The 24,545-nt window shown below is 58.0% G+C and carries 25 protein-coding genes and 1 riboswitch; of the genes, 14 read left to right on the top strand and 11 right to left on the bottom strand.

Annotated features, from left to right (window positions below):
* Positions 1-75 precede the first annotated feature (75 nt).
* Positions 76-1,755 carry an MFS transporter gene (locus tag ACZZ0D_RS09105; RefSeq protein ID WP_463552998.1) on the top strand — a complete coding sequence of 560 codons (1,680 nt, stop codon included), beginning with the start codon at positions 76-78 and terminating at the stop codon, positions 1,753-1,755.
* Between the two features lie 103 nt (positions 1,756-1,858).
* Here ACZZ0D_RS09105 and ACZZ0D_RS09100 read toward each other — a convergent pair whose 3' ends face one another.
* A complete protein-coding gene (locus ACZZ0D_RS09100; protein ID WP_463552997.1) occupies positions 1,859-2,215 on the bottom strand; it encodes a lysozyme inhibitor LprI family protein in 357 nt (118 codons plus the stop codon).
* A gap of 115 nt (positions 2,216-2,330) precedes the next feature.
* On the opposite strand from ACZZ0D_RS09100, the gene ACZZ0D_RS09095 reads away from it, so the two are divergent.
* Together ACZZ0D_RS09095 and mntP are read left to right on the top strand one after the other, a co-directional pair.
* Positions 2,331-2,549, top strand: a complete 219-nt coding sequence (locus ACZZ0D_RS09095) for a hypothetical protein (RefSeq protein WP_159812095.1) — start codon at positions 2,331-2,333, stop codon at positions 2,547-2,549.
* A 197-nt stretch (positions 2,550-2,746) separates the two neighbouring features.
* Positions 2,747-2,917: riboswitch (yybP-ykoY riboswitch) on the top strand.
* Between the two features lie 6 nt (positions 2,918-2,923).
* Positions 2,924-3,487 carry a manganese efflux pump MntP gene (gene mntP / locus ACZZ0D_RS09090; RefSeq protein ID WP_053120748.1) on the top strand — a complete coding sequence of 188 codons (564 nt, stop codon included), beginning with the start codon at positions 2,924-2,926 and terminating at the stop codon, positions 3,485-3,487.
* A 2-nt stretch (positions 3,488-3,489) separates the two neighbouring features.
* Here the strand turns inward: mntP and ACZZ0D_RS09085 are convergent, their stop codons facing one another.
* A complete protein-coding gene (locus ACZZ0D_RS09085; protein WP_463552996.1) occupies positions 3,490-4,233 on the bottom strand; it encodes a DUF72 domain-containing protein in 744 nt (247 codons plus the stop codon).
* An 85-nt stretch (positions 4,234-4,318) separates the two neighbouring features.
* Positions 4,319-6,106 (bottom strand): thiamine pyrophosphate-requiring protein, encoded by a 1,788-nt coding sequence (locus ACZZ0D_RS09080; RefSeq protein ID WP_463552995.1) that lies wholly within the window; start codon positions 6,104-6,106, stop codon positions 4,319-4,321.
* A gap of 154 nt (positions 6,107-6,260) precedes the next feature.
* On the opposite strand from ACZZ0D_RS09080, the gene ACZZ0D_RS09075 reads away from it, so the two are divergent.
* A complete protein-coding gene (locus ACZZ0D_RS09075; protein ID WP_463552994.1) occupies positions 6,261-7,031 on the top strand; it encodes an APH(3')-II family aminoglycoside O-phosphotransferase in 771 nt (256 codons plus the stop codon).
* A 342-nt stretch (positions 7,032-7,373) separates the two neighbouring features.
* On the opposite strand, the gene ACZZ0D_RS09070 is transcribed toward ACZZ0D_RS09075, so the two are convergent.
* Positions 7,374-7,649: a DUF2798 domain-containing protein gene (locus ACZZ0D_RS09070; protein ID WP_463552993.1), complete on the bottom strand. Its 276-nt coding sequence runs from the start codon at positions 7,647-7,649 to the stop codon at positions 7,374-7,376.
* Between the two features lie 125 nt (positions 7,650-7,774).
* On the opposite strand from ACZZ0D_RS09070, the gene ACZZ0D_RS09065 reads away from it, so the two are divergent.
* The 3 genes from ACZZ0D_RS09065 to ACZZ0D_RS09055 all read left to right on the top strand — a co-directional run bounded on the left by ACZZ0D_RS09065 (position 7,775) and on the right by ACZZ0D_RS09055 (position 9,741).
* Positions 7,775-8,701 (top strand): LysR family transcriptional regulator, encoded by a 927-nt coding sequence (locus tag ACZZ0D_RS09065; protein ID WP_463552992.1) that lies wholly within the window; start codon positions 7,775-7,777, stop codon positions 8,699-8,701.
* An 89-nt stretch (positions 8,702-8,790) separates the two neighbouring features.
* The gene (locus ACZZ0D_RS09060) at positions 8,791-9,207 is read left to right on the top strand and encodes a GFA family protein (protein ID WP_463552991.1); all 417 of its coding nucleotides are present in this window, start codon (positions 8,791-8,793) and stop codon (positions 9,205-9,207) included.
* Between the two features lie 96 nt (positions 9,208-9,303).
* Positions 9,304-9,741 carry a hypothetical protein gene (locus ACZZ0D_RS09055; protein ID WP_463552990.1) on the top strand — a complete coding sequence of 146 codons (438 nt, stop codon included), beginning with the start codon at positions 9,304-9,306 and terminating at the stop codon, positions 9,739-9,741.
* Between the two features lie 862 nt (positions 9,742-10,603).
* Here ACZZ0D_RS09055 and ACZZ0D_RS09050 read toward each other — a convergent pair.
* Positions 10,604-10,996: a hypothetical protein gene (locus ACZZ0D_RS09050; RefSeq protein ID WP_463552989.1), complete on the bottom strand. Its 393-nt coding sequence runs from the start codon at positions 10,994-10,996 to the stop codon at positions 10,604-10,606.
* 190 nt (positions 10,997-11,186) lie between these two features.
* Between ACZZ0D_RS09050 and yghU the strand changes: the two genes are divergently transcribed.
* The gene (gene yghU / locus ACZZ0D_RS09045; protein WP_463552988.1) at positions 11,187-12,026 is read left to right on the top strand and encodes a glutathione-dependent disulfide-bond oxidoreductase; all 840 of its coding nucleotides are present in this window, start codon (positions 11,187-11,189) and stop codon (positions 12,024-12,026) included.
* A 93-nt stretch (positions 12,027-12,119) separates the two neighbouring features.
* Entirely contained in the window at positions 12,120-13,313 is a 1,194-nt protein-coding gene (locus ACZZ0D_RS09040; protein WP_463552987.1) for a GAF domain-containing sensor histidine kinase, read from the top strand.
* 1,057 nt (positions 13,314-14,370) lie between these two features.
* Here the strand turns inward: ACZZ0D_RS09040 and ACZZ0D_RS09035 are convergent.
* The 3 genes from ACZZ0D_RS09035 to ACZZ0D_RS09025 all read right to left on the bottom strand — a co-directional run bounded on the left by ACZZ0D_RS09035 (position 14,371) and on the right by ACZZ0D_RS09025 (position 16,382).
* Positions 14,371-15,003 (bottom strand): LysE family translocator, encoded by a 633-nt coding sequence (locus ACZZ0D_RS09035; RefSeq protein WP_463552986.1) that lies wholly within the window; start codon positions 15,001-15,003, stop codon positions 14,371-14,373.
* Positions 15,004-15,310: 307 nt separating this feature from the next.
* On the bottom strand, positions 15,311-15,652 hold the full coding sequence (locus tag ACZZ0D_RS09030) for a hypothetical protein (RefSeq protein ID WP_463552985.1): 342 nt from the start codon (positions 15,650-15,652) through the stop codon (positions 15,311-15,313).
* Between the two features lie 85 nt (positions 15,653-15,737).
* Entirely contained in the window at positions 15,738-16,382 is a 645-nt protein-coding gene (locus tag ACZZ0D_RS09025) for an ATPase (protein WP_463552984.1), read from the bottom strand.
* A gap of 169 nt (positions 16,383-16,551) precedes the next feature.
* Here ACZZ0D_RS09025 and ACZZ0D_RS09020 point away from each other — a divergent pair, with 169 nt between their 5' ends.
* From ACZZ0D_RS09020 to ACZZ0D_RS09000, 5 genes are all read left to right on the top strand, one after another.
* Positions 16,552-16,800, top strand: coding sequence for a hypothetical protein (locus tag ACZZ0D_RS09020; RefSeq protein ID WP_159812110.1), 249 nt, complete (start codon positions 16,552-16,554; stop codon positions 16,798-16,800).
* Between the two features lie 55 nt (positions 16,801-16,855).
* Entirely contained in the window at positions 16,856-17,884 is a 1,029-nt protein-coding gene (gene ahr, locus ACZZ0D_RS09015; RefSeq protein WP_463552983.1) for an NADPH-dependent aldehyde reductase Ahr, read from the top strand.
* A 106-nt stretch (positions 17,885-17,990) separates the two neighbouring features.
* Entirely contained in the window at positions 17,991-19,148 is a 1,158-nt protein-coding gene (locus tag ACZZ0D_RS09010; protein WP_463552982.1) for a GGDEF domain-containing protein, read from the top strand.
* Between the two features lie 7 nt (positions 19,149-19,155).
* Positions 19,156-19,650 (top strand): PaaI family thioesterase, encoded by a 495-nt coding sequence (locus ACZZ0D_RS09005; RefSeq protein ID WP_463552981.1) that lies wholly within the window; start codon positions 19,156-19,158, stop codon positions 19,648-19,650.
* A gap of 38 nt (positions 19,651-19,688) precedes the next feature.
* Positions 19,689-20,144 (top strand): HIT family protein, encoded by a 456-nt coding sequence (locus ACZZ0D_RS09000; protein ID WP_463552980.1) that lies wholly within the window; start codon positions 19,689-19,691, stop codon positions 20,142-20,144.
* A gap of 160 nt (positions 20,145-20,304) precedes the next feature.
* Here ACZZ0D_RS09000 and ACZZ0D_RS08995 read toward each other — a convergent pair whose 3' ends face one another.
* The 3 genes from ACZZ0D_RS08995 to ACZZ0D_RS08985 form a co-directional block, all read right to left on the bottom strand.
* Positions 20,305-22,497, bottom strand: a complete 2,193-nt coding sequence (locus tag ACZZ0D_RS08995; protein WP_463552979.1) for an OsmC domain/YcaO domain-containing protein — start codon at positions 22,495-22,497, stop codon at positions 20,305-20,307.
* Positions 22,498-22,613: 116 nt separating this feature from the next.
* The gene (locus tag ACZZ0D_RS08990; protein ID WP_463552978.1) at positions 22,614-24,170 is read right to left on the bottom strand and encodes a diguanylate cyclase domain-containing protein; all 1,557 of its coding nucleotides are present in this window, start codon (positions 24,168-24,170) and stop codon (positions 22,614-22,616) included.
* A gap of 35 nt (positions 24,171-24,205) precedes the next feature.
* Positions 24,206-24,511 (bottom strand): hypothetical protein, encoded by a 306-nt coding sequence (locus tag ACZZ0D_RS08985; protein WP_463552977.1) that lies wholly within the window; start codon positions 24,509-24,511, stop codon positions 24,206-24,208.
* Between the last annotated feature and the right edge of the window lie 34 nt (positions 24,512-24,545).

Raw genomic sequence — 24,545 nt, 5'->3', positions numbered from 1 at the left:
TGCCACAAGGCCAGGGTGAGATAAGCGGTATTGGGGGACTCCGGCCTACAACAATAAGCACGACGGAGAACACCCATGGCCACGACTTACACAACATCCACCGGCAGTCCACCGCGCAGCGGCGGCATCACCAAGGAGGAGCGCAAAGTCATCTTCGCCTCCTCGCTGGGCACCGTTTTCGAGTGGTACGACTTTTACCTCTACGGTTCGCTGGCGGCAATCATCGCCAAGCACTTCTTTGCCGGCGTCAACGAAACCACCGCGTTCATCTTTGCCCTGCTGGCGTTTGCGGCAGGCTTTGCGGTGCGGCCGTTCGGCGCGATTGTGTTCGGCCGGCTCGGCGACATGATCGGGCGCAAACATACGTTTCTGATCACCATCGTCATCATGGGCGTCTCGACTGCGATTGTCGGTTTGCTGCCCGGTTACGCGACCATTGGCGTCGCTGCACCGGTGATTCTGATTACCCTTCGACTGCTGCAAGGCCTGGCACTGGGCGGTGAATACGGCGGCGCGGCGACTTACGTGGCCGAACACGCGCCACGTAATAGACGCGGCTTCTTTACCTCGTGGATTCAAACAACCGCGACCCTCGGCCTGTTTCTGTCGCTGCTGGTGATACTCGCCTGCCGCACCGCGCTGGGCACTGAAGCGTTTGAAGAGTGGGGCTGGCGGATTCCGTTTCTGCTGTCGATCCTCCTGCTGATCGTCTCGGTGTACATCCGCCTGCAACTGAGCGAGTCGCCGGTGTTCCAGAAAATGAAGGACGAAGGCAAAGCGTCGAAAGCGCCGCTAACTGAATCATTCGCCCGTTGGGACAACCTCAAAGTGGTGATCATGTCGTTGCTCGGCGGCACGGCCGGGCAAGCGGTGGTTTGGTACACCGGGCAGTTCTATGCGCTGTTTTTCCTGTTGCAAACGCTGAAGATCGACCCGCAAACCGCCAACTTGCTGATCGCCGGATCACTGTTGATCGGTACGCCATTCTTCGTGATTTTCGGCAGCCTGTCCGACCGCATCGGGCGCAAGCCGATCATCATGGTCGGCTGCATTCTGGCGGCGCTGACCTACTTTCCGATCTTTCATGCGCTGACCCAGTACGGCAATCCTGATGTGTTCATCGCTCAGGAGAAAAACCCGGTCAAGGTGATCGCCAACCCCGAACAGTGTTCGTTCCAGTTCGATCCGGTGGGCAAGGCCAAATTCACCAGTTCCTGTGACCTGGCCAAGACGCTGTTGGCGAAACGGGCGATTCCGTATGAGAACGTCACCGCCGAACCCGGCACCGTGGCGCAAGTGCGTATTGGCGACAAAGTCGTCGAGAGTTTCGACGGCAGCGCCCTGCCCGCCGCCGACTTCAAAACCCGCAATGATGCCTTCACCGCGACACTGGGCACTGCGCTGAAAGAAGCCGGTTATCCAGAGAAAGCCGACCCGGCAAAAACCAATTACCCGATGGTGCTGCTGTTGCTGGCCATTTTGGTGATCTACGTGACCATGGTGTATGGGCCGATTGCGGCGTGGCTGGTGGAGCTGTTTCCGACGCGCATTCGCTACACCTCGATGTCGCTGCCGTATCACATCGGTAACGGCTGGTTCGGCGGGTTCCTGCCAACGGTGGCGTTCGCGATGGTCGCGGCCACCGGGGATATCTACTACGGCTTGTGGTACCCGATCGTGATTGCGGTGATGACGGCGATACTGGGTACGTTCTTCCTGCCGGAAACCAAGGATCGCGACATTCTCAAAGACTGACCCGCCCCCTTGTAGGAGCTGCCGCAGGCTGCGATCTTTTGATTGTGTTTTTTAAGGTCAAAAGATCGCAGCCTGCGGCAGCTCCTACAGGAGTGTTGCGGTGTCAGAACGGGCCCTGGGTGACCACGCGGGTGTCGATGATCTGCTGCAATGCTTGAATTCGCTGCTGATAAACGTCGGTGAGGCATTTCACATCAGCGGCGCATTTGCCACGGGTTTTCAGCCACGCCTGTTGCTCGTCAATCAAGGCACCACGGCCACCCATCGGCAGAAACCGGCGATCCAGTTTGTAGAGCAGCGCCATGCTCACGTCCATGTCGTTGAGCGCGCGGTTGGCGCACACCGCTTTTTCATCGGCAGCTTTGGCCCGGTCGCAGTCGAAACTGGCGCCGTAAGCAGCATGGCCGATGATCAGGGCAGACAAGCCGAACACGGTTGAAAGTAGAGTTTTGTTGCGCATGGGTTGGGTCATCCAGACAGCGATTGATCCCTCTTGGGCTAATGCATGAGCGCAAAGTTTCTGAACGCCTGCCAAACCACCGCCTCCAATGTTTACACCACTGGAGGTCACCACCATGAACAGCAACGACGACAAAACCCCGAATGCCCCACCTACCGACACATCCGGCAAACCGGTGAACGTGGTCGAGCGTGATCTTGAAGACCACGATGACGACACCAAAGGTGTGGATGAGGTGATTACGCCTTCGTCTACCCGGGTGAAAGAGCAGGATGCCGAGACGCTGCAGCGCAAGGTCGATGAGATTGAACGCAAAGTGGCGGATGGCAACTAAGGTTTGCTGCTTGACAGATAACCTTGTGGCGAGGGGATTTATCCCCGTTGGAGTGCGCAGCGCTCCCAGCTTTTAAAGAGGGGCCGCTGCGCGACCCAACGGGGATAAATCCCCTCGCCACAGAGTTCGCTGTCAAATGCAAATACCCGCTTGAGCTGGCCTTTTAACGAAATTTTCATACTCCCCCGCCTATGATCCCGCACCTCGTTGGGGAGTAGCCTGTTTCCGTGCACTGCGGAAGCGTTCGTATCAACATTCTCGGCAACATGCCGTGGTGCGAACACCTTTTGGTTGGTGAGACCGACGACACATCCATGCCTAAAGTCGGGCGTGTGGTTGTGTCGTTGACTCATAGCCCGACTGGAAGTATCTCCGTGAATCCTGTTTCCCTCATTTTCCTCGCGCTGGCCATGTCCACGGATGCGTTTGCAGCCGCCATCGGCAAAGGCTCCAGCCTGCACAAACCTCGCCTCACGGAAGCCCTGCGTACCGGTCTGATCTTCGGCGTGATCGAAGCCATCACCCCCATTATCGGCTGGCTGATCGGCCAAGCCGCGAGCCAATGGGTTGCCGAATGGGATCACTGGATCGCCTTCACCCTGCTCGTGGTGCTCGGCCTGCACATGATCTACAACGGTCTGAAGCATGAAGAAGAGGAAGAAGAAAAACCGGGTTCGCATTCCTTCCTGATTCTCGCCGTCACCGCGTTTGCCACCAGCATCGACGCCCTTGCCGTGGGCGTTGGCCTGGCGTTTGTCGACGTGAATATCTGGGTGGCTGCGGCGGCGATCGGTCTGGCGACCATGACCATGGTGACCATCGGCGTGATGCTCGGCCGGGTGTTGGGCTCTATGGTTGGCAAACGTGCTGAAATCGTTGGCGGTGTGGTGCTGATGATCGTCGGTGCGACGATTTTGTATGAGCATCTCGCGGTCTGAGATTAGCCGTTAGACGGCGCCGTCAGTGCCAACGCGTTGCCTGGCGCGGCCCCGCTGGCGGTGTTGTCGAAAATGCACCAGGTCGTCGCGCCATGCGCATCGGCGGCCTGCAATACGTTGGCGAGGCTCTCCAAATAGGAGTCATCGTAAGCACTGTGGTAAATGCGCGGTGAACCGTGCAGCCGCCAATAACGCGTTCCGTGCCAGCCAACCGCGGAAGAATCACTGCTGATGCGCGACGGATCGACCACAGCCTGAGCGATCCGGTAAGCGATCAACAATGATTCGGCAGCCACCCATGACTCATGACGCGGCTCCAGCACCACGTCGCCGTCGAAGCGCTGGCGCAACGCATTGAAAAACGCTTCGGCACTGACCGCATCAAATGCCAGTGACGGCGGCAATTGCAGCAACAAACAGCCCAATCGATCAGCCAAACCGCTGCACTGCGCCAGGAACTCATCGAGTTCTTCGTCGCAGTCCATGAGCCGGCGTTCATGACTAATCTGTTTGGGCACCTTTACTGAAAAGCGAAACCCCTCCGGCACCGAATCCGCCCAACGTTCATAGGTTGAGCGGCGATGTGGGCGGTAAAACGAGCTGTTGATTTCCACGCAGTTGAGCCGCGCCGCATAGCGTTGCAAATGCGTGCCCTCCTCCGCAAATGCCGGCCAATGTTCACGCCCGAGACTCCAGCCGGCACACCCAATGAAAATCAAACAGCACCTCCGAAACTCCACTCCCATGTAGGAGTTGCCGCAGGCTGCGATCTTTTGATCTTACAAACAACGTCAAAAGATCGCAGCCTTCGGCAGCTCCTACAGGGGGACGTTATTTTTTGCTAGGGAGAACTGAGCTCAAAACCTGCTTGGCGGTTTGCACCAGAATCCCCGCCTCGTCCGCATCGCCCTTGAGCAACGTCGTGGCGAATTTCTTCGCTTGTTCAAGCTTGATGTGCGGCGGTAGCGGCGCCACGTTCGGGTCGGTTTTGAACTCGACCAGCACCGGCACATCGGAAGCCAAAGCCTGTTCCCATGCGCCTGCTACGTCCTCTTCGCGGTCAACGAAAATCCCTTTCAGGCCGATGGAAATGGCGAACAAGTGATACGGCACATCGGGAATGTTCTGCGACGCCTCGAACTTCGGATCGCCCTCCATCACTCGCTGTTCCCACGTCACCTGGTTGAGATCTTCGTTGTTGAAGACCGCGCAGATCCATTTCGGGCTCTTCCACTGCCGCCAGTATTTGGCGACGGTGATCAGCTCGGCCATGTTGTTCATCTGCATCGCGCCATCGCCCACCAGCGCAATCACCGAGCGTTCGGGATAGGCGAATTTAGCGGCGATTGCATAAGGCACAGCAGCGCCCATCGAGGCCAGCCCACCGGACAACGAACACATCATGCCGCGACGAATTTTCAAGTCACGGGCGAACCAATTGGCGCACGAACCGGAGTCGCTGGTGATGATCGCTTCATCCGGAACTCGCGGTGACAGCTCATAGACCACTCGCTGCGGATTGATCGGCTTGGCCTTGGCCATCGCGCGTTTTTCCAGAGTTTTCTCCCAGCTACCGCGCCAGCCTTCAACTTTCTTGCGCCACTTACCCGAGTTTTTCTGTTCGAGCAACGGCAGCAACGCCGCGAGGGTTTCCGCCGCGTCGCCGACCAGATTGACCTCCATCGGGTAACGCAGGCTGAGCATGTCGGGCTGCAGATCAATCTGCACACCACGCGCCTGCCCCTCTTTGGGCAGAAACTCCGAATACGGAAAACCCGAACCGATCATCAGCAAGGTGTCGCACTCGGTCATCAGCTTGTAACTCGGCTCGGTACCAAGCAGGCCGATGCTGCCGGTCACCCACGGCAAATCATCCGGAAGCACCGCTTTGCCAAGCAGCGCCTTGGCCACGCCGGCGCCAAGTTTTTCGGCGATGGCAATCACTTCATCCGTCGCCTGCAATGCGCCGGCACCGACCAGAATCGCGACTTTTTCGCCTGCGTTCAAAACGTCTGCCGCACGCTGCAAATCTTCGTCATAGGGCAGCACTTTCGGCTTGGTGTAACCGACGCCGGAATGCGCGGTGCCGTGCGCGCGGGACGGCGCCTGATATTCGAGATCCTGCAAATCATTGGGCAGGATCAGCGCGGTCACCCGACGTTCGCCAACCGCCGTACGCACCGCCCGGTCGAGCAAATGCCGCACCTGCGAAGGCGCCGATGCCTGCTGCACAAACGCGCCGGCGACGTCCTTGAACATCGACACCAGATCCACCTCTTGCTGATAGTGACTGCCCAACGCCGTGCGCGCCTGCTGCCCAACGATGGCCAGCACCGGCATGTGATCCATCCGCGCGTCGTAAAGCCCGGTGATCAAATGCGAAGCCCCGGGGCCGGACGTGGCAATGCACACGCCCAGCTCGCCAGTGAATTTCGCGTGGGCCGAGGCCATGAACGCGGCCATTTCCTCGTGCCGCGCCTGTACAAATTCAATCTTGCCTTTAGCTCGATCGAGCGCGCCGAACACGCCGTTGATGCCGTCGCCCGGATAACCAAAAATCCGCGTGACGCCCCATTGGCTGAGCCGCTCAACCAAAAAATCGCCTACTGTCGTTGTCATCTCGATCCTCGTCTTTTCGCCGGTGTAAGGGTCTGGACAGTCGAGCGGACGGCGAAGTTTCGATTGATTAACGGGACACAGTTTCGTGTTTGCGATCAAAACCGCCGGGGCGGCACAATGCGCGTCTGCGTTTTTGATCTCAGGGATGAATGCAATGGACTTACTCCGTAACTGGCAGCGGCGCTTTGCCGAGGCCACCGTCGAACAACAAACCATCGGCGAATCCCGTGCCGACGTTTGGCGCATAGCGTCTGCGAATTCAGCACCGCTGTTTGTGAAGTCCGAGGACGTCATGCAGTGGGGCGAACTGCCCGGCGAGGTCGCGCGGCTGCGCTGGATGGCAAGCCAGAACCTGGCCGCGCCGCACGTGCTTGAAACCGCCATCGAAGCAGATAAAAACTGGCTATTGATGACCGCAGTGCCCGGGCGCGATCTGGCCAGCAGCCCGCACCTTGCGCCGCAGCAGATCGTCACACTTGTCGCCAACGCTTTGCGTGAACTGCATGAGGTTGCAATCGATACCTGCCCGTTCGATCACAGCCTCGACCCGAAAATAAAACTGGCTCGTGAGCACGTGAATGCCGGGTTGATCGATGAAGAGGATTTCGACGATTCACGCCTTGGTCGATCTGCTGAAGATGTCTTCCAACAGATGCTTGCGGATCGCCCGGATCACGAAGATCAGGTGGTGACTCACGGCGATGCGTGCCTGCCCAACTTCCTCGCTGACAACGGTCAGTTCAGCGGTTTTGTCGACTGCGGCCGATTGGGAGTCGCGGATCGTTATCAGGATTTGGCTTTAGCTGCGCATAGCATCACGCACAACCTCGGCGAGGCGTGGGTGCCGGTGTTTTTCGAGGTTTACGGCGTGCAGCCGGATCAGCGGCGGATTGCCTTTTATCAGTTGCTTGATGAGTTTTTCTGAAAGTCGGTGTCCAGAACTCATCACTCAACTGACTGTGAGGCCATTCGCGAGCAAGCCCGCTCCCACATTTGCAATGCATTCCAAAGTGGGAGCGGGCTTGCTCGCGAAGAGGGAGCATCAGATTACTGATCTGTTGACTGACACACCGCGATCGCCAGCAGGCTAGCTCCCACATTGGGTTTTGCATGTATTCAGTTAGAAAGGTTGTGGGCCAAATAAACCTGTAGGAGCTGTCGAGTGAAACGAGGCTGCGATCTTTTGATCTGCCGTTGAAAAGGTCAAAAGATCGCAGCCTGCGGCAGCTCCTACAAGACGCCATCGCGACCGGCACAGTATTCGAGTTCAACGATGCGGATGCACCGTCATCGAAACCAGTTTGATCACGATCGGCCGCACCACGAGGATGCACAGAAACGCCACCGGCATCGCCAGCTTGTAGGCGTGCAGCGCATTATTCAGGTAGTCGTTATCAATGCCTGAATTGGCGGCGGTAATCACCAGCGACATCAGAAAAGCCATGATGGTCGCCATGTACAACGCAAACACATACGGCGTCGCTCGCGCCGAAAGCTTGCGGCGGCTGACATAAACGGCTTCTGCATTGCTTCTTTGATTCATAGGGCTTTCCATCCATTGACAGGGAGCGGGCACGTTAGCAAAGCCCTGGCCCCTCAACTAGACGGCCAAATGCAGGTGCTTTATAAAGCAGAACTTACGAATCAATCCCTTCCGGCAGGCCATCGATGAATCTGTTAGCGGCGATTGCCAGTTTTATCAAAGTGGTCGAATCCGGCTCTATCGTCGGCGCCGCCAAGGCTTTGGGCGTCAGTGCCGCAGCGGTCAGCCAGACCATCAATCGCCTGGAAACACACCTCGGTGTGCGTCTGTTGCAACGCACTACCCGGCGCATGGCACTCACCGAAAACGGCGCGGTGTACTACGAAAAGGTCAAGCGCATTGCCGCGGATCTGGAGTCCGCGCAAAGTTCGATCAATCGCGAAGACAGCGAACTGCAAGGTCGCTTGAGCATCGCCTCGACCTCGGCGTTCGGCCGGCATGTGCTGGCGCCGCTGATTGCCGGTTTTGCCGCGCAACATCCGCGCCTGCTGATCGAATTGTCGACCACCGACGGCAAGATCAATCACATCCAGGACGGCATCGATCTGAGCTTGCGGATCAAGCCGCAACTGGAGGACGGCATCGTCGCACGCAAGATCGTTTCGTTGCCCTTCATCATGTGCGCCGCGCCGGCCTATTTGCAGCGCGCCGGTTGGCCGCAATCGCCTGATGATCTGCAAAACCATGCTTGCCTGGCATTTCGTTATCCCTTGGACGGGCGTTTTCTGCGCTGGAGTTTTATCCGCGATGGTCAGCGTTATGACGCCGATATCAACGCGACCGCGATCTGCGACGACATCGACGCGCTGACGCAAATGGCAATCCACGGCGCCGGCATCACCCGACTGGCGGAGTTCGTCGCGGCTCCGTATCTGCAAAACGGCCAGCTGCTGCCGTTGTTTGCACAACGCGACGACGCAACTCATGCAGTTGTCGAACCCATGGAGATTTTCGCCTGCGTGCAGGAGCGCGCGGCGATGACGGCCAAAGTCAGAGCGTTTATCGAATATTTGACCGAGCACCTGAAGCAGCGCTGGCCGATGGATTTTTGATACAAGTCGAACTCGCCCAAACGCGCGGAATCAGGCACAGTCGCGCCTCGGTGATCGCTGTACATCCTTCATGGAGAACCAAAACAATAATGCTCACACCTTCACCCCAAACCTTCCGCGGCAGTTGCCTGTGTGGCGCGGTCAAATACCAGATCCGCTCACGGCCCAAAGCTCTTTCACACTGCCATTGCAGCCAATGCCGCAAAAGCCACGGCGCAGCATTTGCCAGCTACGGCAGCGTGATGCGCAGCAACCTGGAATTGTTGCAGGGCGGTGAAGACCTCAAGTCCTACCAGTCTTCAGAATCGGTGGTGCGCCAGTTCTGCTCGCACTGCGGCTCGTCGATGTTCTGGTCGCGGGCACAGGGTGAATTTGCCGAGTGGGTGTCGGTGGCGCTGGGCACGCTGGATACGCACTTCTCCTCAGATAACCAGAAGCACGTCGAGCTGACGTCTAAGGCGTCGTGGTACGAGATGGCGGATCAACGGCCGAAGAGCCGCGCGTGAAGAGGGTAAACGGTGGTCGGGTTGATGCGACGGTTTCAGACGCCCGACGATCTGCTTAACTGAGTGGTTGCAGTTCTTCATTAACGGAGGCCAGCCATGAAATTCAGTCATTCACTCACCGCACTGTTGGTAGTCGCCAGCCTGTTCGGTTGCGCCTCTTCATCTAGCCCCGGCGCAAATGTGACGCTCACCGCCACTCGCCAGAACAGCGGGCAGATCGGCAACGTCACGCTCGCCGACTGGGGTAAGGAAACTGGCTTCAGCTTCTTCATCAGCGGCGCGCCCAACGGGGCTTCCATGCCCTTGCGCCTGTACACCTTCGTCAACAAAGGCAGCTGCGCACAGCCTGGGCCCGTGGCTTATGCGATGAACGACAAGGTCAACACCGAACGCCAACCGGTGCGTGGTTGGGCCTTCTCAAGAAGCGCGCCGGTGCCGTTGTCGACGTTGCTGGCCGGTGAGTATTACGTGGTGGTGCGCACGGCCGCGACTGATAGGAATGTCGATATTTTCTGCGGCGATATCCGCCATTAATTGAAGCTGTGTCTGACACACCGCTTTCGCGAGCAAGCCCGCTCCCACATTTGATTTGGGGTGTGACCGAGATTTTGTGTACGTCCGAGAAACCTGTGGGAGCGAGCCTGCTCGCGAAGGCGTCAGCACAGTCAACATCTTGATCGCCTGACACACCGCTTTCGCGAGCAGGCTCGCTCCCACATTTGATTTGGGGTGTGACCGGGGATTTGTGTACGGCCAAGAACCTTGTGGGAGCGGGCTTGCTCGCGAAGGCGTCAGCACAGTCAAAACCTTCATTGCCTGACACACCGCTTTCGCGAGCAGGCTCGCTCCCACATTTGATTTGGGATGTGACCGAGATTTTGTGTACGCCCGAGAACCCTGTGGGAGCGAACCTGCTCGCGAAGGCGTCAGCACAGTCAAAATCTTCATTGCCTGACACACTGCTTTCGCGAGCAAGCTCGCTCCCACATTTGATTTGGGATGTGACCGAGATTTTGTGTACGCCCGAGAACCCTGTGGGAGCGAGCCTGCTCGCGAAGGCGTCAGCACAGTCAACATCTTGATCACCTGACACACCGCTTTCGCGAGCAAGCTCGCTCCCACATTTGATTTGGGGTGTGATCGGAATTTTGTGTGCGGCCGAGAAACCTGTGGGAGCCGGGCTTGCCCGCGAAGGCGGCGGCACAGACAACATCTTCATTGCCTGACACAGCGCTTTCGCGAGCAGGCTCGCTCCCAGATTCGATTTGGGGTGTGATCGGGATTTTGTGTGCGGCCGAGAAACCTGTGGGAGCCGGGCTTGCCCGCGAAGGCGTCGGCACAGACAACATCTTCATTGCCTGACACACTGCTTTCGCGGGCAGGCTCGCTCCCACATTTAATTTGGGGTGTGATCGGGATTTTGTGTGCGGCCGAGATTCCTGTGGGAGCCGGGCTTGCCCGCCAAGGCGTCAGCACAGTCAACATCTTCATTGCCTGACACACTGCTTTCGCGGGCAGGCTCGCTCCCACATTTAATTTGGGGTGTGATCGGAATTTTGAGTGCGGCCGAGATCCCTGTGGGAACCGGGCTTGCCCGCGAAGGCGTCAGCACAGTCAACATCTTCATTGCCTGACACAGCGCTTTCGCGAGCAGGCTCGCTCCCACATTTGATTTGGGGCGTACACGGGCCTTTGGGTTCGACAGAATATCTGTAGGAGCAAAGCTTGCTCGCGAAGGCGTCGGCACAGACAACATCTCCATCGCCTGATACACCGCTTTCGCGAGCAAGCTCGGCTCCTACAGGGATTTGGGATGTAACCGAGGTTTTGTGTGCGGTTGAGAACCTTGTGGGAGCGAGCCTGCTCGCGAAGGCGTCAGCACGGTCAACATTAGTGTGGCAGGCAGTCCGGTTTTACATGCATCACCTTTGATTGGGTATATTCCTCCTCGTGCATTCATCTACGACGAGGTCTGTTTCATGAGCAAGTCGCCTTACGTTCCGCCCAAAGTCTGGAAAAACGACGCACCGTCCGGCGGCCAGTTCGCCAGTATCAATCGGCCGACTGCCGGGCCGACTCACGACAAAACCCTGCCCGTCGGCAAGCATCCATTGCAGCTGTATTCCCTGGCCACGCCGAACGGCGTCAAGGTCACCATCCTGCTCGAAGAGCTGCTGGCATTGGGGTACACCGCTGCCGAGTACGACGCCTGGCTGATCCGCATCAACGAGGGCGACCAGTTCTCCAGCGGTTTCGTCGAGATCAACCCGAACTCGAAAATCCCCGCCCTGCTCGATCGCAGCGTTGAACCGCCGATCCGCGTGTTCGAATCCGGCGCGATCCTGCTCTACCTCGCGGAAAAATTCGGCGCCTTCCTGCCCAAAGACCCGGCTGGACGCACCGAAACCCTCAACTGGCTGTTCTGGCAAATGGGCGCAGCGCCCTACCTCGGCGGCGGCTTCGGCCATTTCTACGCCTATGCGCCGGAGAAGCTCGAATACCCGATCAACCGCTTCACCATGGAAGCCAAGCGTCAGCTCGACGTACTGAATCGACGGCTGGCGGAAAGTCCGTACCTGGCCGGCGACAGCTACACCATCGCCGACATCGCGGTGTGGCCGTGGTACGGCCAACTTGTGCGCAACAACGTGTATTCGGCGGCCGAGTTTCTCGCGGCGCAGGAATATACCCACCTACAACGCTGGGCCGAGGACATTGCCCAACGTCCGGCGGTGATTCGCGGCCAGCGGGTCAATCGCACGTGGGGCGATGAGGCGAGTCAGGTGCCTGAGCGGCATTCGGCTGAAGATCTGGATTGAGGCACCCGAGCGGTTCCTGACAACACAGCGCCCATTAGTCATGGCGCGCGATTAGCGATAGTCTTTGCCAGAACTCATCTCGAAGCGCCCGCCATGACCGACCCGCAATTCTCAGCCGACATCGACGCGATCAGCAGCATAGACGCCGTGCCGGTGATTTTGAGCATGGTCAAACACCTCACCGGCATGCGCTTTGCGGCGGTCGCTCGTGTCACTGATCACAACTGGGTGGCCTGCGCTGTCGATGACTCCATCGATTTCGGCCTGAAACCCGGTGGCGAGTTGGTGCTGGAATCAACCATCTGTCACGAAATCCGCCAACACCAGCAACCGGTGATCTTCGGTCACGCCAGCACCCACCCGATCTTTTCCACGCACCACACGCCGATAACCTATGGCCTGGAAAGCTACATTTCCATTCCGATCGTCAAAGCCAATGGCGATTTTTTCGGCACGCTGTGCGCCATCGACTCAGTACCGGCCAATCTCGATGAACCGGCCATCGCGAAAACCCTAACCCTGTTCGCCCAGTTGATCGCCATGAGCCTTGACACGCAAAGCCATCTGGCGGCCACCAAGGTTGAACTGGCCGATGCCAATGAACTTGGCCGATTGCGTGAGCAGTTCATCGCGGTGCTTGGGCATGATCTGCGCACGCCGTTGAGCGCGATTCGCATGAGTGCCGATCTGCTGGAAACCAAGACCGAGGAAAAACGTTCGCTGAATCTGATTTCGGCGATCCGCAACAGCTCGTTGCGCATGGGCGTGCTGATCGAAAACATCCTCGACTTTGCCCGTGGGCGATTGGGTGGCGGGATTCCGATCCAGCGCAAACTGGTCGATGACCTGCAACAGACGCTGCAGTTGACCCTTGAAGAAGTGCAGGCGTCACACCCGCGAGCGACGTTCACGCACACGCTGAATATGCCGAGCGGCGTGTATTGTGATGCGCTGCGCATCAGCCAGTTACTGTCCAATCTTCTGGGTAATGCGGCCACTCACGGTTCGGTTCACGCGCCGATTGTCTTGAACGCCTACGCCGAGAACGATGAAATCGTGATCTCGCTGACCAACCAGGGCACGCCGATTTCGGCGCAATTGATGCCGCTGCTGTTCGAACCGTTTTCCCGTTCGGAAGCCGGCCATCGCAAAGAAGGGTTGGGGTTGGGGCTGTATATCGCGGCGCAGATTGCCACGGCGCACAACGGCACGTTGAGCGTGACCTCAGACGCCGAGGCGGGAACACACTTTGTGGCGCGGTTCCCGGCTCAGTTCAAGTGGGTTTGAGGCGATGGCTGCTTAAGACTGGTCGGCTGTCAGGCCGCCATCGCTGGAAAGCCAGCCCCCACAGTGTTTTTTGGTGTGACCGGGATTTTGGAAACCACCAGAAACCTGTGGGAGCGTGCTTGCTCGCGAAGACGGCGGCAGGTTCAGTATCCTCGTTGCAGGTACACCGCTTTCGCGAGCAAGCCCGCTCCCACAGTTGAAACTGAGTACTTCTGCCATAAATTGGTCGGCTGTCAGGCCGCCATCACTGGCAAGCCAGCTCCCACTGTGTTTTTTGGTGTGACCGGGATTTTGGATGCACCGCAGAAACCTGTGGGAGCGGGCTTGCTCGCGAAGGCGGCGGCAGGTTCAGTATCCTCGTTGCAGGTACACCGCTTTCGCGAGCAAGCCCGCTCCCACAATTGGAACTGAGTACTTCTGCCAGAGATTGGTCGGCTGTCAGACTGCTATCGCTGGCAAGCCAGCTCCCCCAGTGTTTTTGGTGTGACCGGGATTTTGGATGCACCGCAGAAACCTGTGGGAGCGGGCTTGCTCGCGAAGGCGGCGGCAGGTTCAGTATCCACGTTGCAGGTACACCGCTTTCGCGAGCATGCTCTGCTCCTACAAAAGCAAAAGCAACATCAAAAGATCGCAGCCTTCGGCAACTCCTACACAGGATGAGCGCAAGCTCGGCTGCAGCTTTTGATCTTGCGCTACCCGCCCCGTCGGAAGGCTGAGTGGAGGGATTTATCCGGAGGTGGGAGCGCAGCGACCGTTTGGCGCAGCCAAATGCATCGAGAGGAGGTGCAGCGCAGCAAACCGTAGGCGATGCGCCCGGATGAATTCCGTAACGAAGGAACCCCGAGCCCCAGCGAGCGGGCCGAACGCTGGGGCAAAGCCTTTTGGGTTACCTTTTCGGCGTCTGGAAAAGGTGACCCGCCGTAAGGGCGGAACCCTAAGCCGCCGTTACCGCAGCAATGGATATGTACCCAGTCAAAAAAAATCCAGCCGCCCAATCCGACGCCTTCGCGAGCAAGCCCGCTCCCACAATTGGAACCCAGCACATCAAAAAAACTGTCTACCGACGCATCGTCAGAATCGCCGCCCCGAAACCGATGAACGTCGTCCCCACCACCCGGCTAACCCACCGCGACAGCGCGGGGCGGGTCAGTACGCCTTTGGCGCATGACGCCAACGCCGCGTAGACGCTGAGCGATGACACCGACAGTGCCATGAAGATCGACGTCAGGATAAAAAACTGCGGCAGCAGCGCCGCGTCCTGATCGATGAACTGCGGGAACAGTGCGGTGAAAAACATCGTCGCTTTCGGGTTGGTCACTGCGGTGAGGAATGCCGATTTGAACAGCTTGCCGCGACTCGGGCGGTTTTTGCTGGTATCGCTGTCACTGCCAACTGCGAGCATTGGGCCCTTTTTCAGCAGTTGCTTGACCCCGAGGTAGAACAGATAGCCGGCGCCGAGAATCTTCACTGCGTTGAAGAGCATCTCAGAACTGGCGAGCAAGGCGCCGAGGCCCAGCATCGCGGCGGCGGACAGGCAGAACAGGCCGCTGGCGTTGCCCAGGGAAGACCAGATCGTGCTGCGCTGTCCGTGGGCCAGGCTGTTGTTGATCGCCATCAACGTCGCAGGGCCAGGGCTGGCGATTGCGATGGCGCCGACCAGGGTGAAGGTCAGAATCGAGTGAGAATCCATTTTCAGTGCTCGCGACAGGTGGGTGTCGGCATGTTACAGCAGCCAATCTGTCACACAACCTCAGGCCAATCATAGAACCTGTGGCGAGGGGATTTATCCCCGCTGGGGCGCGCAGCGGCCCTTTCTTTTAAATCTAAAGCGGGGCTGCTTCGCAGCCCAACGGGGATAAATCCCCTCGCCACAATGAATGCACTCATCCCAATCACAAGGCAAAAAAAACCCCGCAACCCAATAAAGGCGCGGGGCAAAGAATTGGTTGGTTGCGGCCAACCAAAGGAGCTCTTTCAGATACGTGTTCGCACAGTCTTCAGATGCAATCCTGTGCAGCACGTTCAAAACTGGAGGGCAGCAAGTTCGAGGCGAGCAAGTGCCGTTCATAGATAAACACCTTGCCGCCAGTGCCGGCCTTGTAAGCCTCCAGCACGTTGTCGGCGGAAATCTTGCTCGGCACCACGATCCGGTAGCTGCGCTGGGTCTGTGAAACGGTCGGGCTCAATTCACTGCCCTGCAACTTCGGCACCACGCAATCAGCGTATTGCGCCGGGGTCTTGCTGGTCTGCAAGGTCAGGCTCGGCGTGTTTGGGGCAGAAGCACAACCACCGAGCAGCAAAGAGACAACAGTCAAAGCATGCACAAATAAAAGACGCATCAGTTCAATCCTGAAAATAAAAGGTTCGGTTCAACTGGCAACGGTTCAGCCTCACGGAGCCGCCATCGCCATTTATGTGTTGGGTTCAGCTCGCGGCGACCAGGGCCTTGAGCGAAGCGTCGAACTGCTTCAACGCATTCAGTTGCAGGTCACGCTGCTTGTCGATCTGCGCAGCGACGGCACGCGCTGCCAGGTTATGCACCCAGACCGACGGCAAATTTTTCTCCACCGCGCCTTCGGCCTTGCCGATGTATTGCAGATTGGCGTCGTAGAACTTCGCGGTAAAACGCGCTTCAACCAGGCTATTACGCTGCGTTAGCAAGCGATTGAACGTGTCGAGCTTGACCACCACGTCCGGATGCGCCTGAATCAAGGCATCGAGATTCTCGTAAACGGTCACCGACAAAAACTGCTGCTGCAACGAACTGATCAACCAGTCGACCGCCAACTCCGGATCGGAACTGGCGACAAACGCTTCACGAATCCGCGAGTCCAGCGCATCTTTTGCGCCGTTCGCCGCCATGTCGTGGTAACGCTCCAGGTATTGCAGGTTTTCCAAGGTGTTTTCGCTGTACAACACACCGACCGTTTGCGTGTGTTTCAACGCCGCACTGCTGGCCGTGATCGGTTGCAAGTGACACGACCGGGCGTCGTCTGCGTAGGTCGGTGCTGCGGCAACCGCCCCGCCCATCAGCAGGGCGACCAAAGCCAGTCGGGTCAATGTGTTCATCGCGCAAATTCCTTGAGCAGCGTGTTCGATGGGGGCAATTTTCCGCCTAACGCCGCTAAAGCAGAACTTCCGTTTCGTGATGATCACTATTACTTCCAGCGATAGTTGCGCGCCGTGTAGATTGATACACACTCAATTCCAACGAAAAATAATCACAGAGGATCTTTCCTTGAGAACGTTTGATCTGATCCGCGACGCCGTGTTGCCCGACTTCCGTGATCGGGTGGCCGAATACCTCGTCCAGTACGAAAGCGTCCTGCTCGACAAAGACATCCACGACCCACAGCTCATTCTCGACACCGCCAACCAGTTGCGCGGCTACCTGCGTGGGTTGAACACCACGCGGGTATTGGGCATGGCTTATTGGGAAGAACTGGATCGACGGGTGGTGGACACCTGGCTCGCGCCGGCGCAATGACCGACTAGACTCCTCGGGCTGTCACAGTCCCTGTGAGTCCTACCGGAGGTGCCCCATGAGCAACACCGAATCCACCCACTTCAACGGCTGGGCCGCCACCGCTGCCGGCGCACCGCTGGAGCGCTATAGCTACGACCCCGGCGCGTTGGGCGAAGAAGACGTTGAAGTCGCCGTCGAATATTGTGGCGTCTGCCACTCCGACCAGTCGCTGATCGACAACGATTGGGGCATCAGCCGCTATCCTTTTGTGCCGGGCCATGAAGTGGTCGGCAAAATCGTGCGCATGGGCCCGCAAGTGCGCGGCCTGAAAATGGGTCAACGCGTGGGGATCGGCTGGTACAAGGGCAGTTGCATGCACTGCTCGTCCTGCATCAGTGGCTCGCAACAACTGTGCGGCACTGCGCAACCGACCATCATCGGCAGCAACGGCGGCTTCGCCGATCGCTTGCGCTCGCACTGGGCGTGGGCGATTCCGGTACCTGAAAGTCTCGATCCAGCGCTGGTCGAGCCGTTGTTCTGCGCCGGTTCAACGGTGTTCAACCCGCTGCTGCAATTCGGCGTCAAACCGACCGACCGCGTCGGTGTGGTCGGCATCGGCGGCCTCGGCCATCTGGCGCTGCGCTTTCTCAATGCGTGGGGCTGCGAAGTCACCGCGTTCACCTCATCGCTGAACAAACAGGAGGAAGCCAAGCGTCTGGGCGCACACAACGTCGTCGCCTCCACCGACAGCAACGCGTTGAAAGCGATTGCCGGCACCCTCGACTTTCTGCTGATCAGCGCCAACGCCGACCTCGATTGGCCAGCCATGCTCGCCACCTTGCGCGGCAACGGCCGGTTGCACTTCGTTGGCATCGTACCCAGCGCGATCCCAGTGCATGTGTTCGATCTGATTCCCCAGCAAAAATCGTTGTCGGCCTCACCGGTTGGCTCGCCGGGCACCATGGCGACCATGCTCGAATTCTGCGCGCGGCATCAGATTCTGCCGCAGGTCGAGATGTTTCCCATGAGCAAGGTCAACGAGGCCGTCGACCATCTGCGCAGCGGCAAGGCGCGCTATCGCGTGGTGCTCGACGCCAGTCAGTAACCGTTCGGCGCGGCGGCGATTGCCGTGCGCGCCGCCCTCCTGCCAAAACACCCGCAAACGCTTACAATCGCCGGTCTTAATGCCCAATAGACAGGCTCGCTCAGAAATGCCGCTCGACCCTATTACAATGCTGACCATCTCGATCGCGCTTGCAGCCGCCGCGGCGCTGTATCTGGCAATCGAGTGGCGCAGTATTCGCGAGCCTTCCCTGCTGTTCTGGAGCGCCGGTTTCGCCACGATCACCGTCGGTTCCACCCTCGCCTTGCTACGCAGCAGCGGTTTTTTGCTGATCGGCATCTGGTTCGCCAACGGTCTGCTGGTGACCGCACACTTTCTGTTCCTGCTCGGTGTCGCGCGCTTCACGCAGACGCGTCTTTCGAGTGCCTGGTACCTGATTTTCGTCACCTGGCTGGTGATGCTACTGCTGCCGGACGGGCCGCTGTGGTCGAAAGTCATGCTCGCGGCCAACTCGTTGCTGGTGGCGCTGGCAACGCTCAAAGGCAGTTTTCTGCTACGCCCGCACGGTAAATCCCTGAGCGTCGGCGCCGTGCAACTGCGCTACGTGTTACTGGTGCACGGGGCTTTCTATGTGGCCAAGGCGCTGACCGTGGTTATCCCCGGCACGTTGATTGATCTGGCGGCGTTTCGTGGTGAGATCATCCAGATATCACTGGTCGAAGGCGCGATGGCGATCATGCTGATTGCGCTGTCGATGACCGGCACCGAGCGCTATCGCCGCGAAAAAGAGATCGCCCGCCTCGCCGAACGCGACCCGCTGACCGCCCTCTACAACCGCCGCGCCCTGGAAAAACGTGCGCCGCGCTTGCTCGCCGATGTCTCGGCTGAACGCCCCGGCGCCCTGCTGCTGATCGATATCGACAACTTCAAACTGGTCAACGATCAGTACGGCCATATCGCTGGCGACCGCTTGCTGATCGCCTTGAGCGAGATGATTCGTTCGCTGCTGCCGCGTAATGCGCTGACAGCTCGACTGGGTGGTGACGAATTCGTCATCCTGCTCAACGGCGCCTCCAGCGACCGTATCGTCGAACTCGGCAACGTGCTGCGCGAGCAGTTTCTCGGCACCACTGCGCAGACTTTCCCCACCACCGAACCGGTCACCTTGAGCCTCGGCGCCACCCTGTTCGAGGCGCCGCCGGCCAGTCTGGCGGCGCTGATCGAGCAAGGCGACGCCGCGCTTTATGAATCCAAACGCGGTGGCCGCAACCGCATTCGCCTCACCGGGCTCCCACTTTCAGGATGAAAACACCATGACCAGCCTCGACACTGCTTTGCAAGACAGCGCCGCACCAGAAGGCGTTTGCTACGGCTGCGGCGGTCGCAATCCGCACGGTCTGCACATCAAAAGCTACTGGCATGAAGACGGCGTGCACGTCCTCGCCGAGCACGTGCCGGACGCCAAATACTGCGGTTGGCCGGATCTGGTCTACGGCGGCTTGATCGCGATGCTGGTCGACTGCCACTCCAACTGGACGGCGATGGCCTATCACTACCGTGCCGAAAATCGCGAGCCGGGCAGTTTGCCGCGCATCGACTGCGTCACAGGCAATCTGGGCATCAAATTCATCAAGCCAACGCCGATGGGTGTGCCGCTGACGTTGAAGGCCAGGGTTGAAGGCGAAGTCGGGCGCAAGTCGCGGGTGATCTGCGAAGTGTTTGCCGGTGAAGTGCTGACAGCGGTGGGCGATTCGGTGTTTGTGCGTGTTGATGCAAGTTCGTTGGCGGATGCTGCGCACGGTCGTTAAGGTACTTTTGAACTCAAACATTTCATCAAGGATTGTGAATGTCGCTTATCTCGCAACGCGTCGAAATGGCCCGCAATGGCAGCAACGATAAAGTCATCTGCCGAATGCCTTCAGGCTGGGCGGTCATGGGCGATGTGCAGTTTCTGCCGGGTTATTGCCTGCTGCTGCCCGACCCGGTGGTGCCGAGTTTGAATGATCTGGACGCGGAGGCCCGGGCGGTTTACCTGCTCGACATGGCGCGCCTCGGGGATGTGGTTTTGGCGGTCACCGGTGCGCTGCGCATGAATTATGAAATTCTGGGTAATTCAGAGCCAGAGCTGCATTGCCATTTGTTTCCCCGTTACGCCACGGAACCGGACAACAAACGCAAAATGCCTGCGTGGTTTTATGACTGGAAGACAGCGGTGCCTTATACGGAGGATGTGCATGGGGCGTTGCGGTTGAAGATTGCGCAGATGCTGGAGCCCCTCACCCTAGCCCTCTCCCAGAGGTAGAGGGGACTGATTGGGGGGATGCTTTGGAGGTTCGCCGACCTGAATGTGCTTTGCCGAATCCATAATCGACCCGGTCGTTCAGGTCGATGTAACACGCAAGACACCTCGGTCGGCCCCCTCTCCCTCCGGGAGAGGGCTGGGGTGAGGGTAACAATTCAAGCTACTGAAAATCAGCCCGAGCCGAATGCAATTTCTTGTAGCTCTCAATCAAACGCAAATGCCGGTCCAGCCCTTCCAGCTTCATGCTGGTCGGCGTCAAACCGTAAAACCGCACGCTGCCATTCACCGAGCCAATCGCCGCATCCATCCGCTCATCACCAAACATCCGGCGGAAGTTGGCTTCGTAGTCTTCCAGCAGCAAATCCTCATCCAGTTCCATCTCCAACACCACGTTCACCGCTTGATAGAACAAGCCGCGCTCAACCGTGTTGTCGTTGTATTGCAGGAACGCTTCAACCAGATCCTTCGCCTGTTCAAACTTCTGCAATGCGAGATAAATCAGCAAACGCAGTTCCAGAATCGTCAACTTGCCCCACGGCGTGTTGTCGTCGAATTCGATGCCGATCAGCGTGGTGATGTCGGTGTAATCGTCCTGCTCGCTGTTTTCCAGGCCTTGGGCGAGGTTGCGCAGGCCGACTTTGCTCAAGCTGTGCAGGTTGAGGATGTCAGCGCGGAATTGCAGGGCTTTGTTGGTGTTGTCCCAGATCAGGTCTTCGATCGGGTAGATCTCCGAGTAGTCCGGCACGAGGATGCGGCACGCCTTGGCGCCGATGTGCTCGTAGACCGCCATGTAGACTTCTTTGCCCATGTCCTCGAGGATGCCGAACAGCGTCGCGGCCTCTTCGGCGTTGGAATTTTCGCCTTGTCCGGAGAAGTCCCACTCGACGAATTCGAAGTCCGGCTTGGCACTGAAGAAGCGCCACGACACCACACCGCTCGAGTCGATGAAGTGTTCAACGAAGTTGTTCGGCTCGGTCACCGCTTGCCCGGAGAAGGTCGGCTGCGGCAAGTCGTTCAAGCCTTCAAAACTGCGACCCTGCAGCAATTCAGTCAGGCTGCGTTCCAGCGCTACTTCCAGGCTCGGGTGCGCGCCGAACGAGGCGAACACGCCGCCGGTGCGCGGGTTCATCAGGGTCACGCACATCACCGGGAATTCACCGCCCAGCGACGCGTCCTTGACCAGCACCGGGAAGCCCTGCTCTTCCAGACCTTTGATGCCGGCGAGGATGCTCGGGTATTTCTCCAGCACTTCCTGTGGCACATCCGGCAAAGCCATTTCGCCTTCGAGGATTTCGCGTTTCACCGCGCGCTCGAAGATTTCCGACAGGCACTGCACCTGCGCTTCGGCGAGCGTGTTGCCCGCGCTCATGCCGTTGCTGAGGTAGAGGTTTTCGATCAGGTTCGACGGGAAGTACACCACTTCGTCATCCGACTGGCGCACAAACGGCAGCGAGCAGATGCCGCGCTGGGTGTTGCCGGAGTTGGTGTCGTACAGGTGCGAACCGCGCAACTCGCCGTCGCGGTTGTAAATGCCGAGGGTGTACTCGTCGAGGATTTCAGTCGGTAGTTCGTCTCTCGCGCCGGGCTTGAACCATTGCTCGTCCGGGAAGTGCACGAACTCAGCGTTGGCGATTTCTTCGCCCCAGAACTGGTCGTTGTAGAAGAAGTTGCAGTTCAGCCGCTCGATGAACTCGCCCAATGCCGACGCCAGCGCGCCTTCTTTGGTCGCGCCTTTGCCGTTGGTAAAGCACATCGGCGAATGCGCGTCGCGGATGTGCAGCGACCAGACGTTTGGCACGATGTTGCGCCACGAAGCGATTTCGATCTTCATGCCGAGGTCGGCGAGAATGCCGGACATGTTGGCGATGGTCTGCTCCAGTGGCAGATCCTTGCCAGCGATGTAGGTGCCCGCCTCGGACGTGGAAACCGGCATCAACAAGGCTTGCGCATCGGCGTCGAGGTTATCGACTTCTTCGATGATGAACTCAGGGCCGGTCTGCACGACCTTCTTCACCGTGCAGCGATCAATCGAACGGAGGATGCCTAAGCGATCCTTGTCGGAGATGTCCGTTGGCAGCTCGACTTGAATCTTGAAGATCTGGTTGTAGCGGTTTTCCGGGTCGACGATGTTGTTCTGCGACAGGCGAATATTTTCCGTGGGGATGCTACGGGTGTCGCAGTACAACTTCACAAAGTAAGCCGCACACAACGCCGACGAAGCCAGAAAGTAGTCGAACGGTCCCGGTGCCGAGCCATCGCCTTTGTAGCGAATCGGCTGATCGGCGATCACCGTGAAGTCGTCGAACTTGGCTTCAAGTCGAAGGTTGTCGAGAAAATTGACCTTGATTTCCATGCGGGATTACCAGAATACGGCTAAACGAATGGCCGCCATTATCCGGTTTTTGCGCGGGAAGTCTTGCGGTTTCGGGAACGGCCGCTGACCGGTTCCAGAGAACGCAACCCCGGTAGCTACCCCGCTTTAGCCACCGTGTCGAGCATCTGCGTGAAGAAGCGCACAGCGTTCTTGCCGGATTTTTTCGCCTCATACATGGCTTTGTCGGCCTGATCCACCAGCTCAATCGGCGTGTGGCCTTGATCCGGGTAGAGGCTCACGCCAATGCTCGGGGTGACGGACACCGGATGACCTTTCGCCAGAATCGGCTCGCCCACGGCGGCGAGCAGTTTGCGTGCAATCGGTTCGATCTGTGTGGCCTCGTGAATATCTTCAAGGATGAACGCGAACTCGTCACCACCCAGTCGAGCCACGGTATCAACGTCGCGCAATACGCTTTTCAAACGTTTGGCCACAGTGATCAGTGTGTCATCGCCAACGCCATGCCCCAGGGTGTCGTTGATTTCCTTGAAGTGATCCAGATCGAGAAACATCACCGCGACTTTCAAACCGGAGCGATGAGCGCGAGCGAGGGCCTGGGTCAGACGTTCGCGAAATAACAGGCGATTGGGCAGCCCGGTCAATACATCGTTGGTTGCCAGGTAGCCCTGAAACTCCTGATCGGCGTGCTGTTGGGTGATGTCGCTGCAAACCGCCACGTAGTTGAGATCGGTTTTGTTCAGGCCCGCAATCGCGGTAATCGACTGTGATTCAAGATAGAAATCACCATTCTTCTTGCGGTTCCACACTTGCCCTTTCCAATGCCCTTCATTAATCAGGCATTGCCACATCTCTTTGTAAAACTCCGGGGACTGCCGGCCGGAACTCAACATGTTCGGGTTGCAACCCAGCACTTCCTCTTCCGTATAACCGGTCATGCCATAAAAGGCCGGGTTAACTTTGGTGATATGCCCGTGGCGATCAGTAATGATCACGCTGTCCAGCGTGACGTTGAACACCTGATTGACCAACCACAGATGTTCACGGGATCGACGCACGGCATTGTCCCGCTGGTATCGCCAACGCAGCGCCAGGCCGGCGACCCCGACGATTCCCAGACAGAACAACAAGACGGCGACGCTGACAAACCGTGCAAATACCTGTTGGCTCAGAGCAGAAAACTGGGCGGCCTGTTCAATGTTGGTGTCGATGTCCCGGGCAATCAACTGATCGATATGCTCCAGATAGGGAATGCGCGCCTGGTACCACTGCGCTGAGTAATCATTGCTCGCCAAACGTTTAAGGCTGGCGCGTACGATGGCACTGGCTTTGGGCAACTCGGCTCTGATCTGGCCGGCAAGCAACGTCTCCTTCGTACTGCTGATACCGTTGGGATCGTACAGCGCCCATTCCTTATTGATGACCGCCAATTGCGCATTGATCGCTTGGGTGTATTCCGCTGTTTGCGCAGGATCGCGCAAAGCGAACGTACGCCAGTGCAATCTACGGATATCAAAAAGTGCAGAGCGGATGGTCGACAGGTGGCCAATGGTTGCAACATTGCCGTTAAACATCGTACTGACATAACTGTCGACTTTCTTCACCGCGAACACGCCACCCACAGCCAGCAGAATAGCGAGGGTGATGCCGGTCGACAGGACAACCAGAAAGCGCGGACTAGAATCAATAGCCAAAAAATTTCGCATTATTATTATTCGCCACCAATAAACTACAGGACGCGTGAAGACCATTCATTATTGACCACTAACTTCAATACCCGAACCCCTGGTTGACATAACACCTTGGACACGAGGTTATGATCAAGCCAGGCGTTAAGCTCATAGATCCTGACAGGCGACGCTCCCGGATAACTTCTCAGCAGCATGACGATTTCATTCTTCGCATGAAAGTTTGCATGCAGAAATCGACTGTCGACGTATTGATTGATAAACCAGTTAACATCGCAGGTTTCGAGCCGCGATATATAAATGGTACGCAAGCTTTCCGGATAGTGAGCTTTGAATTCGGGAATCATGTTAACTCCTGCCGCCGTGTTAGTTAAATCGTCG

It is taken from the genome of Pseudomonas sp. AC193 (genome assembly GCF_979258075.1).
This window is presented reverse-complemented; position numbering and strand designations above follow the sequence as displayed.

Bases quoted from the DNA above. Each gene is read 5' to 3' on its own strand.
- ACZZ0D_RS09105 (WP_463552998.1), top strand. From the start codon at position 76: ATGGCCACGACTTACACAACATCCACCGGCAGTCCACCGCGCAGCGGC.
- ACZZ0D_RS09100 (WP_463552997.1), bottom strand. From the start codon at position 2,215: ATGCGCAACAAAACTCTACTTTCAACCGTGTTCGGCTTGTCTGCCCTG.
- ACZZ0D_RS09095 (WP_159812095.1), top strand. From the start codon at position 2,331: ATGAACAGCAACGACGACAAAACCCCGAATGCCCCACCTACCGACACA.
- ACZZ0D_RS09085 (WP_463552996.1), bottom strand. From the start codon at position 4,233: ATGGGAGTGGAGTTTCGGAGGTGCTGTTTGATTTTCATTGGGTGTGCC.
- ACZZ0D_RS09080 (WP_463552995.1), bottom strand. From the start codon at position 6,106: ATGACAACGACAGTAGGCGATTTTTTGGTTGAGCGGCTCAGCCAATGG.
- ACZZ0D_RS09075 (WP_463552994.1), top strand. From the start codon at position 6,261: ATGGACTTACTCCGTAACTGGCAGCGGCGCTTTGCCGAGGCCACCGTC.
- ACZZ0D_RS09070 (WP_463552993.1), bottom strand. From the start codon at position 7,649: ATGAATCAAAGAAGCAATGCAGAAGCCGTTTATGTCAGCCGCCGCAAG.
- ACZZ0D_RS09065 (WP_463552992.1), top strand. From the start codon at position 7,775: ATGAATCTGTTAGCGGCGATTGCCAGTTTTATCAAAGTGGTCGAATCC.
- ACZZ0D_RS09060 (WP_463552991.1), top strand. From the start codon at position 8,791: ATGCTCACACCTTCACCCCAAACCTTCCGCGGCAGTTGCCTGTGTGGC.
- ACZZ0D_RS09055 (WP_463552990.1), top strand. From the start codon at position 9,304: ATGAAATTCAGTCATTCACTCACCGCACTGTTGGTAGTCGCCAGCCTG.
- yghU (WP_463552988.1), top strand. From the start codon at position 11,187: ATGAGCAAGTCGCCTTACGTTCCGCCCAAAGTCTGGAAAAACGACGCA.
- ACZZ0D_RS09040 (WP_463552987.1), top strand. From the start codon at position 12,120: ATGACCGACCCGCAATTCTCAGCCGACATCGACGCGATCAGCAGCATA.
- ACZZ0D_RS09035 (WP_463552986.1), bottom strand. From the start codon at position 15,003: ATGGATTCTCACTCGATTCTGACCTTCACCCTGGTCGGCGCCATCGCA.
- ACZZ0D_RS09030 (WP_463552985.1), bottom strand. From the start codon at position 15,652: ATGCGTCTTTTATTTGTGCATGCTTTGACTGTTGTCTCTTTGCTGCTC.
- ACZZ0D_RS09025 (WP_463552984.1), bottom strand. From the start codon at position 16,382: ATGAACACATTGACCCGACTGGCTTTGGTCGCCCTGCTGATGGGCGGG.
- ahr (WP_463552983.1), top strand. From the start codon at position 16,856: ATGAGCAACACCGAATCCACCCACTTCAACGGCTGGGCCGCCACCGCT.
- ACZZ0D_RS09010 (WP_463552982.1), top strand. From the start codon at position 17,991: ATGCCGCTCGACCCTATTACAATGCTGACCATCTCGATCGCGCTTGCA.
- ACZZ0D_RS09005 (WP_463552981.1), top strand. From the start codon at position 19,156: ATGACCAGCCTCGACACTGCTTTGCAAGACAGCGCCGCACCAGAAGGC.
- ACZZ0D_RS09000 (WP_463552980.1), top strand. From the start codon at position 19,689: ATGTCGCTTATCTCGCAACGCGTCGAAATGGCCCGCAATGGCAGCAAC.
- ACZZ0D_RS08995 (WP_463552979.1), bottom strand. From the start codon at position 22,497: ATGGAAATCAAGGTCAATTTTCTCGACAACCTTCGACTTGAAGCCAAG.
- ACZZ0D_RS08985 (WP_463552977.1), bottom strand. From the start codon at position 24,511: ATGATTCCCGAATTCAAAGCTCACTATCCGGAAAGCTTGCGTACCATT.